A 14,275-nucleotide genomic window follows, 5' to 3' on the forward strand; every position below is an offset into this window, starting at 1 on the left:
TAGAGGATGCACAGTTTTGGAGATCCTTTATAATCTCTGTAATAAGGGTTGTACTATATTACTATGCATAAAAAAGTAAAAGTATCCGATGTCATAATATTTCTAGTGGTGCTATTGTTAGGATTATCTTGTTTACTTCCTTTACTTAATGTTGTTGCTGTCTCTCTTAGTGATAGTGCTTCTGCCACTGCCAATCGAGTATCGTTTTTACCAGTTAATTTTAATCTGAATGCATATAAGAAGATATTAGAGGATGCACAGTTTTGGAGATCCTTTATAATCTCTGTAATAAGGGTTGTACTTGGTACGGGAATCAATATGCTCCTTACTATTCTTATGGCATATCCTTTGTCAAAGAGCAAGAGAGAATTCCGTGCACAAGGAATTTATATGAAGTTGGCAATATTTACAATGCTATTTCCAGCAGGTATGATTCCGTTATTCATGGTAGTAAAGCAAGTAGGTTTGATGGATAGTATCTGGTCACTAATCATACCAGCGGCAGTGCCAATTGGTAATGTAATTCTTTTGATGAACTTTTTTAGAGCAGTACCAAAATCCTTAGAGGAGGCAGCAGAAATTGATGGGGCCTCTCCATTCAAGATTTTATGGAAGGTTATGATTCCAATGTCCCTACCTTGTTTAGCTACCTTATCCTTGTTTTGTATTGTAGGTCATTGGAATGACTATTTTACAGCAATATTATATATCAACAGAACGGTTAATTATCCACTGCAAACCTATATCAGACAGGTTACCGCATCCTTTGATATGTCGAAGATTAATAATATTGAGCTATTACGACAGTATCTCCAAGTATCATCAAGAAATCTAAACTGTGCGAAAATCGTTGTATCTGTAATACCATTAATTATCATCTATCCATTTCTTCAGCGGTATTTTGTATCTGGTATTGTAATGGGGGCTGTTAAAGAATAAGAAAAGAGTGTGAGACGATGAAAGAACAAGCAAAAGTAAGGGAAAATCAGATTATTGGTCCTTCCTATCGAATAACTATGATTACGCCACGCATGGTTCGATTGGAATATCAACAAGATGGAAAGTTTCAAGACGAATTAACACAAGTGGTAAGAAATCGAGAGTTTTCTACCTGTGAATTTCGTCTCATAGAAAAAGAAGAACAACTAGAAATAATAACAGACTATATTCATGTAATATATAATAAGAAAGAATTCTCAAATCAAGGTTTGTCAATCAAAGTAAGAGGAAATCTTACTGTATATCATAGTACTTGGAATTATGGAGATTCAATAGAAGATTTGAGAGGAACGGCTAGGACTCTAGATTTAGCAGACGGTGAGGTAGAGATTGATCAGGGAATTCTATCTTGGAATGGATTTTCCGTATTAGATGATAGCCATTCCTTTGGTGTTGACAAAGAAGGAAGGCTTACGCCCCCAGTGAAAAATTATATAGATTTCTACTTTTTTGGTTATGGAAGAGAATACATAGATGCACTTAAAGATTATTATCACTTAACAGGAAATACACCGTTATTACCTCGTTATGCATTAGGAAACTGGTGGAGTCGTTATTACCGATATACACAGGAGTCTTACAAGGATTTAATTGATAAGTTTGAGGAAAAGAAGGTACCGTTAGCAGTGGCTGTTATAGATATGGATTGGCATTTAGTTGATATTGATTCGCGCTATGGTAGTGGCTGGACGGGATATACGTGGAATGAAGAATTATTTCCTGATTATAAAGAGTTCTTACAATGGCTTCACAATAGAAATCTACATGTTACGTTGAATGTTCACCCAGCAGAAGGGGTTCGTGGGCATGAAATTATGTATCAGGATATGGCAAACGAATTAGGCATAGATAGTACTCACGAGGACCCAATCGCATTCGATATTACGGATTCTAATTTTGTTGAGGCATATTTTAAGCACATTCATCATGCATATGAGAAAGATGGGGTTGATTTTTGGTGGTTAGATTGGCAACAAGGAAGTACATCAAAGATCGAAGGATTAGATCCGTTGTGGTTATTGAATTATTATCATTACAAAGATAGCTGCAGGAACGGGAAGAGAGGATTAATTCTATCTCGTTATGCAGGTCCAGGAAGTCATAGATATCCAATAGGCTTTTCAGGAGATACAGTTATGTCGTGGAGATCATTGGATTTTCAGCCGTTCTTTACTGCCAATGCTTCGAATATTGGGTACACATGGTGGAGCCATGATATCGGTGGACATATGTTAGGAGTTAGAAGTGAAGAATTAGCAGTTCGTTGGCTGCAGTTTGGTGTGTTTTCTCCTATTATGAGATTGCACAGTTCAGCAAGTCCATTTAATCGGAAAGAGCCTTGGACTTATCGTGTAATGACGGAACAGATTATGATTTACTATCTTCAATTACGCCATCGTTTATTGCCATATCTATATACAATGAATTATAGATGTCATAAAGAAGGGGAGCCATTGATACAGCCTATGTATTATCACAACCCAGAGTGTAGAGAAGCATATGATGTTAAGAATGAATATTATTTTGGTACAGAACTTATTGTTAGTCCGATTACGAAAAAGGGAAATGAAACGATCCTTCTTGGGTGTTCCCAGGTTTGGCTGCCTGAAGGGATATATATCGATTGTATGACAGGTCTCATATACAAAGGCGGTAGGAGTCTATGGATGTATCGACCAATTGAACAACTGCCTGTATTGGCGAAAGCTGGTACAATTATTCCGATGGCGGTGTTAGAAGGAGCAAAGGATAGTGTCAACAATCCAGAGAAGATGGATATCTATATCTATGCAGGTGCAGATGGTAGCTTTTCGTTGTATGAGGATGATGGAATTACATATGCATATCAAGATGGAAATTATGCGATAACGAATATGGAATGGAATTATGAAGAAGGCATATTTACGATTCATCCAGTTGATGGTGAATGTAATTGTATACCACCAGAGAGAGAATATAGAATACATATCATCGGATTTAAAAGTTGTGAGGGAGTCTGTGTAGGTAGGAAAGATAATTCCGATATGGATTTGGTTACTTATGATGAAGATAAGGGGGAATACATAACGGAGTTCTATCCGGTAGCTGTTAACCAGGGACAGGAGTTCTATATATGCGCAGAGATGCATTTGGCCAAAAATCCAGTGTTAAAGAAAGTCTTTGAATTGTTAGATCGTGCGGAGATTGAAACCTTAACAAAAGAAAGAATCTATGATGAGTTGAAAAAGGACGAATCACCATATTCCTTAAGTAGTCTTATGCAACTTAATTTAGAAGAAGATTTATTTCGGGCCATTAGTGAAATTATATTGGCGTATTAATAATATAGGATTGAACTTGAAAGGGAGGCGTTAAGATATGAAGGAGTGGTTGAATAGTGTTTACTCAGATGGAAGCAGATATTATGTAAGTAATCCATTGCCGGATAAAGGAGAAACCATTCGAATCTCGTTACGATGTATTGACAATAAGGAGGTAAAGAATGTAATCCTACGTGCAAAAATCAATGGAGCAGAACAATTATTTACCATGAAAAAAGATGGTATTATTAATGGATTAGTATACTATTCCTGTGAAGTTACAGTATGGGAAGATGAGTTCCGATACCAATTCTATATTGTTACCGATTCAGAAATCTTCTATTATACCCAATATCGGATAACAGATTATGTTCCTGATGAAATCTATGATTTTTGTATCCTGACCAATTATAAGCAACCAGAGTGGGTAAAGAAAGCCGTATTCTATCAAATCTTCCCTGATCGGTTTTGTAATGGAGATAAGACGAATGACGTTAAGAATGGTGAGTATCAATTTGAAGGGCATAACACCATTCATGTAGATCAATGGAATGAAGAACCCAAAGAATATTCACAGGTGTATGGCTTAGATTTCTATGGTGGAGATCTGAAAGGAATTCAAAGTAAAATTCCGTATCTAAAAGAACTGGGTGTAACAGCATTATATATCAATCCAATCTTCAAAGCTGCCACCGTTCACCGTTATGATTGTATCGATTATTTTGAAATTGATGAGCACCTTGGAGGAAATCAAGCTTTAGCTGAATTATCTAAAGCATTACATGACAATGGGATGAAAATCATACTTGATATCTCTATTAATCATACAGGAACTGCTCACAAATGGTTTAACAAGTGTGGAACTTTTTATCCAGAATCAGTAGGAGCATATCACAATAAGAATGCAAACGAGAGATCGTATTATTTCTTTCATGATGATAATCAGTATGATACTTGGTTCAATGTGGATACACTTCCGACTCTTAATTATACGAATAATGAATTAAGGGATATCGTGTATCGTGCGAAAGATTCTGTGATTAAAAAGTGGCTGAAAGAACCATACAACATTGATGGTTGGAGATTTGATGTTGCTGATGTTATGGCTAGGAATAATAAAGTTCAGTTGCATAAAGAGGTTTGGCCAGAGATTCGTAAGAGTATTAGGGCTGAGAAGGAAGATGCATATATTGTTGGAGAGGATTGGTCAGACTGTGTAGAGCATCTTAAGGGAGACGAGTGGGATGCTACAATGAATTATTTCGCTTGTGCAAGACCAATTCGAGAATTTGCTGGAGAAATAGATTTGTTTCAACAAAGAAAAAGCGAATTACAGTTTCATCTAAAAAAGATGACTGCATGTAATTTGAAAAAACGAATCACGCAATACTTAGGTAAACTCCCATTTGTTATGCAAGAGGTGCAATTTAACTTATTAGATAGTCATGATGTGAGCCGATTGCATAATAATAGTATAGTTTCTTATGAGGATTACAAAACAGCAGTTGTATTATATTTTACATTACCAGGGACGCCAAGTATCTATTATGGTGACGAGGCAGGAATTGCAGGCCGTATACAAGATGTGGAGGGATGCAGATATCCAATGCCTTGGCAGGGAGATATGGAGAAATCCATTTATTACAAACTTTATCAAAGGGTAGCGGAATTGAAGACGAGTAAGGAATCACTATCCTATGGTGGGCTTCAATTCATATCTAGTGATGATTATGTGCTGGTATATGCTAGATGTACAGATACAGAGGTTTTGTTTGTTGTGGCTTCAGTTGATGATGAAGATAGGGTGATTGAAATACCATATACATATTATGGATACACATGTTTTAAACAGGTAGTAGATCTGCTAGGTTCACAGGTTGACTGGAGTATAAGTCAGGATAAAGTCTTGGTTAACATTCCACCACATAGTAATTTTTTGTTAGAATTAAGATAAATGGGGTGTCATAAGGTCTTACTTCTAAAATAATGTTTAGAATGAAAGATTTCTATATTGACAATACTAATGCAGATGATATAATGAAATACAGCAAAAGTTGTTATTATATAAAACAATAATAACAATAAATATCATGAACACTATGACGAGACGAGTACGATATGGAATAATGCAGAGAGAGATATGTATGCTGTGAATATCTTATTATGAAATATCTGAAAACTACCTCTGAGTGACCCCAATCCGGTCCGGTGATTCCGTTATAATCTATGCCTGCAATAATGTCTAGGTTACCGTTGACATGGAGTAGGTAGAATGAAGTGGGTACGTATTAATCTATGTACCAATTAGGGTGGAACCGCGAGAATAGACTCGTCCCTTTCGATTTACATTGTGAATCGGAAGGGGCTTTTTTTATGAAATAACTTGTAGGACGGAAGGCAAAACTCTGGGAGTTTATCGAAGTTTCTTAGTTAACGTACTATAGCACGAAATACGCTATGTACCTAAGTACTTCTAACGTGTGTACGGTAGGTGTAGTAAATGGTACGGAAGCGCCTTCGATTCGGCTCCTGCCTCCCTAGTGCGATGACATAAAGGTAATCTAAAGCTAGTAATTTCTACATCGCACGGCTGGCTCGGCTTCCATGCCTCGCCTTCCTAGGTTACTCAGTACACACGAAGAAGTACTAAGGTACTTCGCTATTGTTTCTTAGTCATAGTACGTTAGCTAAGAAGCGGGCGAAAGTAGTGAGAGTTTTGCTTTCCTGGTTATTCAAGTAGTGAATTAGTGTGCAATGCGAGGTATTTATGTAAAGAGGTTATTATGTAAAAAAGGTCCCTTAGGTAGGCATATGGCTATGGAGAAAGTTATAATAGACGTTACTAACCTAGATCACAATGTTATAGAAATGATATATAAAGTAATAATAAAAAGAAAAATTGATATGAAAGGAAACAAAAACGATGAAAATCACATTAAAAGATGGCTCTATAAAAGAGTACGAAAGTGCAATGTCAGTAATTGATATTGCTAAAGATATTAGTGAAGGCCTTGCTAGAATGGCTTGTGCTGGAGAAGTTGATGGTAAGGTTGTAGATCTTAGAACTGTTGTTGATTCTGATTGTGAATTAAGTATCTTAACATTTAACGATGAAGCTGGAAAGGCTGCTTATAGACATACAGCATCACACGTACTTGCACAAGCAGTTAAGAGATTATATCCACATGCAAAACTTGCGATTGGACCTTCTATTGATACAGGTTTCTATTACGATTTCGATATGGAATCTTTAGACCGTGCAGCACTTGATGAATTAGAAAAAGAGATGAAAAAAATCATCAAAGAAGGTGCTGAATTAGAAAAATTCACTCTTCCTAGAGAAGAAGCTATCAAATTCATGGAAGAAAAGGGTGAATCTTATAAGGTTGAATTAATTGAAGATTTACCAGAAGACGAAGAGATTTCCTTCTATAGACAAGGAGATTTTGTTGACTTATGTTGTGGACCTCACTTAATGAGTACGAAACCATTAAAAGCAATTAAATTGATTTCTTCTTCAGGTGCTTACTGGAGAGGTAGCGAGAAGAACAAGATGTTAGTAAGAGTATATGGAACTGCATTTACTAAGAATGCAGATTTAGATGCTTACATGCAACACCTTGAAGAAATCAAAAAACGTGACCATAACAAATTAGGTCGTGAGATGGAATTATTCGCAACAGTAGACGTTATTGGTCAAGGTCTTCCACTTCTTATGCCAAAAGGTGCTAAGATGATTCAAACTCTTCAAAGATGGATTGAAGATGAAGAAGAGAGACGTGGATATATGCGTACGAAGACTCCTTTAATGGCTAAGAAAGATTTGTATGTAATCTCAGATCACTGGGGACATTATAAAGATGGTATGTTTGTACTTGGCGATGAAGAAGATGAGAATTCAGAAGTTTTTGCACTTCGTCCAATGACTTGCCCATTCCAATACTATGTATATAAACAAAGTCAAAAGAGTTATAGAGATCTTCCATGCCGTTACGGTGAAACTTCAACACTATTCAGAAATGAAGATTCAGGTGAGATGCACGGACTTACTCGTGTAAGACAGTTTACTATCTCAGAAGGTCATTTAATTGTAACTCCAGAACAAGTTGAAGAAGAATTTGCTGGATGTCTTGACTTAGTAAGATATTGTTTACAAACACTTGGAGTAGAAGAAGATGTAACATATCGTCTATCAAAATGGGATCCAAACAATAAAGAAAAATATCTTGGTGATGAAGAACATTGGGATAAGACTCAAAACAAGATGAGAGAAATCTTAGATCACCTTGGAGTTACTTATACAGAAGAAGAAGGCGAAGCTGCATTCTACGGACCAAAACTTGATATCCAAGCTAAGAACGTTTATGGTAAAGAAGATACGATGATTACAATTCAGTTAGACTTCGTATTAGCTGAAAGATTTGATATGTTCTACATTGATCAAAACGGCGAAAAGAAACGTCCATTTATCATTCATAGAACTTCAATCGGATGTTATGAAAGAACACTTGCTTGGTTAATTGAAAAATATGCAGGTTTATTCCCAACTTGGATATGCCCAGAACAAGTTAGAATTCTTCCAATCTCTGAAAAATATCATGACTATGCAAACAAAGTAAGAGAAGAGCTTCAACAAAACGGCGTGCTTGTTACAGTAGATGAAAGAGCAGAAAAGATTGGTTACAAGATTCGTGAAACAAGACTTGATCGTGTTCCTTACATGCTAGTTGTAGGTCAAAAGGAAGAAGAAGAAGGCCTTGTATCAGTAAGAAGCCGTTATCTTGGAGATGAAGGTCAAAAACCAGTTAATCAATTTGTTGATGAAATCTGTAAAGAAATCAGAACGAAAGAAATTCGTAAGATTGAAGTACAGGAAGAAGAGGGTAAGAACAAGGGAAAATAAGATTTGCTATGACTATTCAAGAAGTGTAGATTGATACGAATATAAACACTTGTATAGAAAAAAGAGCAGATAAATATAGTAGAATAAGATAGAAAAACATTTTGTCCTTCGGGACAAAATGTTTTTCCATGTAAGATGGAGGAAATATTGTGGCTGATTACACAAACGAAATAAAGAAAAGAAGAACGTTTGCGATTATCTCTCACCCTGATGCAGGTAAGACGACATTAACGGAAAAGTTATTGTTATACGGGGGTGCAATTAATCTTGCGGGTTCTGTTAAAGGTAAGAAAACTGCAAAACATGCAGTATCTGACTGGATGGAAATCGAGAAGCAAAGAGGTATATCGGTTACTTCTTCGGTAATGCAGTTTAATTATGATGGTTATTGTATCAATATCCTTGATACTCCTGGGCATCAAGACTTCTCAGAAGATACCTATCGTACCTTAATGGCAGCAGATTCTGCAGTTATGGTTATCGATGCTTCTAAGGGTGTAGAGGCACAGACAAAAAAATTATTCAAAGTATGTACTATGCGTGGAATTCCAATTTTCACATTTATTAATAAGATGGACCGTGAAGCAAATGACACGTTTGAGTTATTAGATGAAATTGAGAATGTACTTGGTATTCATACCTGCCCAATCAACTGGCCAATCGGTTGTGGTAAGAACTTTAAGGGAGTATATGATCGTAATACCAATACAATTTCAAAGTTTACAGCAGCAAATAACGGACAGAAAGCAGTAGACACGGTAGAAGTAGAACTTGGTAGTCCTGAATTAGATTCGTTAATTGGTGTAGATTTGCATGAGAAATTATCAGAAGAAATTGAACTTCTAGATGGAGCTAGTAGTGAATTTGATTTGGAGCAAGTTCGTGCAGGTAAATTGACACCTGTTTTCTTTGGATCTGCTCTTACTAACTTTGGAGTTGAGACGTTCTTACAACATTTCCTTTCTATGACAACATCACCACTTCCACGTAAGGCACATGAAGGAATCGTTGATCCGTTAAAAGAAGAATTCTCAGCATTCGTATTTAAGATTCAAGCAAATATGAATAAAGCACATCGTGATCGTATCGCATTCATGAGAATATGTTCCGGTAAATTCGAAGCAGGTATGGAAGTAAATCATGTGCAAGGTGGTAAGAAAATCAAATTATCCCAACCACAACAGATGATGGCACAAGAACGTAAAATAGTAGAAGAGGCGTATGCAGGCGATATTATCGGTGTATTTGATCCGGGTATCTTCTCCATAGGTGATACCATATGTATGCCAAATAAGAAGTTTGAATACGAAGGAATTCCTACTTTTGCACCAGAGCATTTCGCTAAGGTACGTCAGGTGGATACAATGAAGAGAAAACAATTTATCAAAGGTATCTCCCAGATTGCACAAGAAGGTGCGATTCAGATTTTCCAAGAATTCAATACAGGTATGGAAGAAATCATTGTAGGGGTAGTAGGTGTACTACAATTTGATGTACTTAAGTTTAGACTTGAGTCAGAGTATGGTGTAGAGATTCGTCTTGAACCACTTCCATATGAACACATTCGCTGGATCGTAAGCAAGGATACGGATGTGTCCAAATTAAGTGTAACTTCGGATACGAAGAAAATTAAAGACTTAAAAGACAATCCACTACTTATCTTTACTCATAGCTGGAGTATTAATACAGTATTGGATCGTAATGAAGGTCTAGAATTATCAGAATTCGGTCGTTCCTAATTATTATATAGATAATAAAATATAGATGGAAATACAAAAATAATCCCTAGAAGTTGAATGTCTATAACACATATTTCATATTCGTTATAGGCCCACACCTTCTTGGGATTATTTTTAGTTACTTAAAGCTTAACTTTGCCTTTCGCAACAGCTTTTTGATAATTTGCTTCTGCTTGACGAATGAATTCTGGATCATCTCGTTTCTCCTTTGGAATATAAGGTTTTCCAGGTTCACGTTCTCTTAGTATGAAACGACCCATTGCATCCTTTAATAATGTAGCGCTATTCATAAGTTCCTCAGAGGCAGCGGCAGTTTCTTCGGAAGCAGCAGCATTGCTTTCTACTGATTCTGAGATTTGATTGATATCTGCAGTAATTGTAGTGATATGTTCGGTCTGTATATTACCTGCAGTAGCAATTTCGGAGGTTGCCATTACAATATGATCAATGCTTTCTGCAATTGTCTTAAAGGAATTGGCTGCTTCAACGGAGATTTTGTTACCAATGTTAGTCTTCTTAATGGTATCTTCAATCATTTTCTTCGTTTCGGATGCGGCTTCTACACTTTTGGCGGCAAGTTCACTTACATGATTAGCAACAACAGCAAATCCTCTACCAGCATCTCCTGCACGAGCAGCTTCGATGGAAGCATTCAAAGATAGGAGATTTGTCTGAGCTGCTATATCTTCAATTGTACGAATAATAGCAGAAATATTTTCTGAAGCAGTCTGGATATCCTCCATAGCGGCAAGTAGTTCAGCCATCTTTGTAGAACTATCAATGGTTTCATCTTTGATTTTGTTGGAGATTGCAGTAGCTTCTTTTATTTTGGCAGAGCTTGCTTGTATTAGTTCATAAGTTTCACCAATTGCATTTTTAAAGGCGATAACAGTAGTGGCTTGCACACTGCAACTTTCTGCGAGGGAATTACTTGCATCGGAGATTCCTTGTGCTTCGTTTGATACTGTATTTGCAATTCTGCTTATCTCAGCAAACATGATATCGTTGGATTGTACCATGTGATAAAGGTTCTTACCGAGACTATCGGTAGAAGAGTGAATTTCTACATAGGCTGTTAAGTCGCCATCTGCGACGCGTTTTACAACATCTACATTATGTTGAATGTTGTTTGCAAGACGCTGAAATGCGTGAACCATCATATCGACTTCAATAAGTTCGTTCTCCATGTGATCTTTTGTAAAGGAAACAGAATCAACACCTTGTGACAATTGCTCAGACCAATACACAAACATGTTAATTGGTTTGATAAGACTTTCCGCAGTTCGGTTACTGACCTTTTGAGAGAAGATAATAGCACCAATGGCCAGAATGATATTTAAGAAGAAAGCGAATATCGTTAGTGTACGAATAATGATTATATTAGTAATTAATTGGTTACCATAATAGTCAGATAACATATGAAGATAAGAGGAGAAATCATTAAGTAACGGACGAACTTGAGAGGTTATTAGATTAGAGGCTTCTGTGGGATTTGTCTGACTTAGGGTAAGTGCTTCTGATGCTAAGGTATGAATTTGAGTATGTAATGCTGTTGCTTTGTTTATACTAGTTTTCGCACTTGAATTAAGATGATAGGAAATAGATTTTATAGTTTTCTCTGCTGTACAATTATTTATTTCATTATTTGTAGGAGTGTTGCTTATGATATCGTTAGCTAAAGAAGTTATTAAATTTTGTTCTTTTGTAACAATTTCATTGGCGGTGGATTGTAATTGTGAGAATTTAAGTTGTTTCGATTGATACATAAATATAAGGAGCAAGCTTAAACTTGTTAAGCCTACAATTATTAACATGATACTGATTAAACCCTTATTGTTGCGGTATATTTTACCTCGGATTGTATTTTTATCATGATTTAAAGCATTGCTATCTTGTGAATTTGACCCCATAATGATTATCCTCTCCTTTAAAAATTCATAAAATTCCATATATATCTATTTTATAGTATAAATATGTAAAAATCAACAATATTCAGAGTGAAATATTATGTAAATATATGCTATAAAAAAGATAGCAATATTTCTTGACAAATGAATTTGATCTGTGTTACAATTAAAAAGCTGTGACACGAACCGATGAAATCGGAAGTGAGTTGCAGAAAACAGTGAAGCAGAGTATCCACTCTCACCTTAGCACGAACGAATGTGACTTGGGTTATTATTTCAAGAGAATTTAGTAGAACTTACTGAATATAGATCGAACTTGAAGACGTGGATAGATTTGCTATCTGCGTTTTTTTTGTGTAGTATATAAATTTATGTTGTAACAAACCTATGGAGGTGTACCGTTATTAGCGATTTAATGATTAATGAGCAAATCAGAGACAAAGAGGTTCGTCTTATTGGCGAAGATGGAGAACAGTTAGGAGTTGTGTCTTCTAAAGATGCAATGAAATTAGCAAAGGAAGCGAATCTAGATTTAGTAAAGATTGCTCCGACAGCTAAACCACCTGTTTGTAAAATTATTGATTATGGCAAATACAGATATGAATTGGCTAGAAAAGAAAAAGAAGCTAAGAAAAAGCAAAAAGTAACAGATGTAAAAGAAATTCGTTTATCACCAAACATTGATGAGAATGACCTTAATACTAAGGCTAATCAAGCAAGAAAATTCATCACAAAAGGTGATAAAGTTAAAGTATCTCTACGTTTCCGTGGTAGAGAGATGGCCCACATGGGTACAAGTAAACAAATCCTTGATTCTTTCTTTGAACGTCTTGAAGATGTAGCAGTTGTTGAAAAACCTGCTAAATTAGAAGGAAGAAGTATGATTATGTTCTTGGCTGAAAAACGCTAAGAGTAAGCAGTATTAAACTGCAACAGGATAGAAGCAATTTAATTCACGACAACAAAGCTACGATTACGTAGCTGGTTGTTCTGATATGGGGTATCTCGTAGGTAGTTACGTAGGAAAGTCCCCATGGATAGATATGTTAGTGGCATATTGTGATGGACATTATGTCACAAATAATAACAGATGGAAGATATTATTAAGGAGGAACTATCATGCCAAAAATGAAAACAAGCAGAGCAGCAGCTAAGCGTTTCAAAAAAACAGGAACAGGTCAATTAAAGAGAATGAAAGCTTACAAGAGCCATATCTTAACTAAGAAATCAACTAAGAGAAAAAGAAATCTTAGAAAAGCTACTTTAGTAGATTCAAGTAACGTTAAAAACATGAAGAAAATTTTACCATATTTATAGGATATAAGGAGGGAACTAGGAAATGGCAAGAATTAAAGGCGGAATGAACGCTAGAAAAAAACACAATAGAGTATTAAAGCTAGCTAAAGGTTATAGAGGCGCTAGATCAAAACAATATAGAGTGGCAAAACAATCTGTAATGAGAGCATTAACTTCTTCATTCGCAGGTAGAAAAGAAAGAAAAAGACAATTCAGAAGATTATGGATTGCCAGAATCAATGCCGCTGCTAGAATCAATGGTCTTTCTTATAGCAAATTCATGTATGGTTTAAAATTAGCTGGTGTTGAAGTTAATAGAAAAATGTTATCTGAAATGGCTATCAACGATGCAGAAGGTTTTGCAGCATTAGTTGAAGTTGCAAAAGCTAAATTAGCTTAATCAGAGCGAATATTAGGACAAACGTAGTTTGTTTTATAGAGTGCCAAGACAATTCATTGTCTTGGCATTTTTTGTATTGGTACATTGATGTACTTGTGTATTTTAGGTAGTGAATGCAAAACTCTATTTACGTTTTCGTAGCTTCTTAGCTGACGTACTATGACACGAAACACGCTACACATCTAAGTACTTCTAAGTGTGTACAATACAGGTTTCAAAATGATACGGAAGCGCCTTCGATTCGGCATCCTGCCTCAGCTCAGGCTTGCTCGGCTTCCATGCCTCGCATTCCTAGGATATACCGTACACACTAAGAAGTACTATAGATGTTACGCTATCGTTTCTTAGTCATAGTACGTCAGCTAAGAAGTAAATCTATGCAATTAAGAGTTTTGCTTTTCTTATTTATAGATACACAAGTACAGGCAAGGTAGTGAATGGATAATATTTTGAATGGCACAGACTATATATAAAATCATATGATTCCTTTTTCCTAATTAAGTAGAATTTGCTTGACAACACTTGACCACTGTAATACAATAAACATGTAAATTTTCCTCGATAGCTCAATGGTAGAGCACACGGCTGTTAACCGTGGTGTTGCAGGTTCGAGCCCCGCTCGGGGAGTTAATAAAGCAATGAAATAGAACGTAAAAACACTCCCAAGAAGGTGTGTCCTATGTAGAATATGTGAGTCATAGGCGCTAGACTTCTTGGGAGTGTTTTTTTGC

General features: G+C 36.0%; 9 protein-coding genes, 1 tRNA gene and 1 other annotated feature. Of the genes, 9 read left to right on the plus strand and 1 reads right to left on the minus strand.

Annotation, left to right across the window (positions count from 1 at the left end; genetic code table 11):
- The first annotated feature begins 63 nt into the window (after nucleotides 1–63).
- The 5 genes from ACW2QF_RS00585 to ACW2QF_RS00605 all read left to right on the plus strand — a co-directional run bounded on the left by ACW2QF_RS00585 (nucleotide 64) and on the right by ACW2QF_RS00605 (nucleotide 9,941).
- Nucleotides 64–939: a carbohydrate ABC transporter permease gene (locus tag ACW2QF_RS00585; protein ID WP_455714044.1), complete on the plus strand. Its 876-nt coding sequence runs from the start codon at nucleotides 64–66 to the stop codon at nucleotides 937–939.
- 17 nt (nucleotides 940–956) lie between these two features.
- Nucleotides 957–3,320 (plus strand): TIM-barrel domain-containing protein, encoded by a 2,364-nt coding sequence (locus tag ACW2QF_RS00590; protein WP_455714045.1) that lies wholly within the window; start codon nucleotides 957–959, stop codon nucleotides 3,318–3,320.
- A 37-nt stretch (nucleotides 3,321–3,357) separates the two neighbouring features.
- Entirely contained in the window at nucleotides 3,358–5,253 is a 1,896-nt protein-coding gene (locus ACW2QF_RS00595; protein ID WP_455714046.1) for an alpha-amylase family glycosyl hydrolase, read from the plus strand.
- 136 nt (nucleotides 5,254–5,389) lie between these two features.
- Nucleotides 5,390–5,639 (plus strand) — a binding site (T-box leader).
- Nucleotides 5,640–6,222: 583 nt separating this feature from the next.
- Nucleotides 6,223–8,202, plus strand: a complete 1,980-nt coding sequence (gene thrS, locus ACW2QF_RS00600; protein ID WP_455714047.1) for a threonine--tRNA ligase — start codon at nucleotides 6,223–6,225, stop codon at nucleotides 8,200–8,202.
- A 149-nt stretch (nucleotides 8,203–8,351) separates the two neighbouring features.
- Nucleotides 8,352–9,941 carry a peptide chain release factor 3 gene (locus ACW2QF_RS00605; RefSeq protein WP_455714048.1) on the plus strand — a complete coding sequence of 530 codons (1,590 nt, stop codon included), beginning with the start codon at nucleotides 8,352–8,354 and terminating at the stop codon, nucleotides 9,939–9,941.
- A gap of 122 nt (nucleotides 9,942–10,063) precedes the next feature.
- On the opposite strand, the gene ACW2QF_RS00610 is transcribed toward ACW2QF_RS00605, so the two are convergent.
- Nucleotides 10,064–11,851, minus strand: a complete 1,788-nt coding sequence (locus ACW2QF_RS00610; protein WP_455714049.1) for a methyl-accepting chemotaxis protein — start codon at nucleotides 11,849–11,851, stop codon at nucleotides 10,064–10,066.
- Nucleotides 11,852–12,263: 412 nt separating this feature from the next.
- Here ACW2QF_RS00610 and infC point away from each other — a divergent pair, with 412 nt between their 5' ends.
- From infC to ACW2QF_RS00630, 4 genes are all read left to right on the plus strand, one after another.
- Nucleotides 12,264–12,758, plus strand: a complete 495-nt coding sequence (gene infC, locus ACW2QF_RS00615; RefSeq protein ID WP_455714050.1) for a translation initiation factor IF-3 — start codon at nucleotides 12,264–12,266, stop codon at nucleotides 12,756–12,758.
- Between the two features lie 209 nt (nucleotides 12,759–12,967).
- A complete protein-coding gene (gene rpmI / locus ACW2QF_RS00620) occupies nucleotides 12,968–13,165 on the plus strand; it encodes a 50S ribosomal protein L35 (protein WP_455714051.1) in 198 nt (65 codons plus the stop codon).
- A 22-nt stretch (nucleotides 13,166–13,187) separates the two neighbouring features.
- A complete protein-coding gene (gene rplT, locus ACW2QF_RS00625) occupies nucleotides 13,188–13,544 on the plus strand; it encodes a 50S ribosomal protein L20 (RefSeq protein ID WP_455714052.1) in 357 nt (118 codons plus the stop codon).
- Nucleotides 13,545–14,099: 555 nt separating this feature from the next.
- Nucleotides 14,100–14,171: transfer RNA gene (locus tag ACW2QF_RS00630), tRNA-Asn, on the plus strand.
- Nucleotides 14,172–14,275 lie beyond the last annotated feature (104 nt).

The sequence above is a fragment of the Anaerosporobacter sp. genome, assembly GCF_965301125.1.

Excerpts from the sequence above, each read along its gene's own strand:
- ACW2QF_RS00585 (WP_455714044.1), top strand. The coding sequence starts at position 64 with ATGCATAAAAAAGTAAAAGTATCCGATGTCATAATATTTCTAGTGGTG.
- ACW2QF_RS00590 (WP_455714045.1), top strand. The coding sequence starts at position 957 with ATGAAAGAACAAGCAAAAGTAAGGGAAAATCAGATTATTGGTCCTTCC.
- ACW2QF_RS00595 (WP_455714046.1), top strand. The coding sequence starts at position 3,358 with ATGAAGGAGTGGTTGAATAGTGTTTACTCAGATGGAAGCAGATATTAT.
- thrS (WP_455714047.1), top strand. The coding sequence starts at position 6,223 with ATGAAAATCACATTAAAAGATGGCTCTATAAAAGAGTACGAAAGTGCA.
- ACW2QF_RS00610 (WP_455714049.1), bottom strand. The coding sequence starts at position 11,851 with ATGGGGTCAAATTCACAAGATAGCAATGCTTTAAATCATGATAAAAAT.
- infC (WP_455714050.1), top strand. The coding sequence starts at position 12,264 with ATGATTAATGAGCAAATCAGAGACAAAGAGGTTCGTCTTATTGGCGAA.
- rpmI (WP_455714051.1), top strand. The coding sequence starts at position 12,968 with ATGCCAAAAATGAAAACAAGCAGAGCAGCAGCTAAGCGTTTCAAAAAA.
- rplT (WP_455714052.1), top strand. The coding sequence starts at position 13,188 with ATGGCAAGAATTAAAGGCGGAATGAACGCTAGAAAAAAACACAATAGA.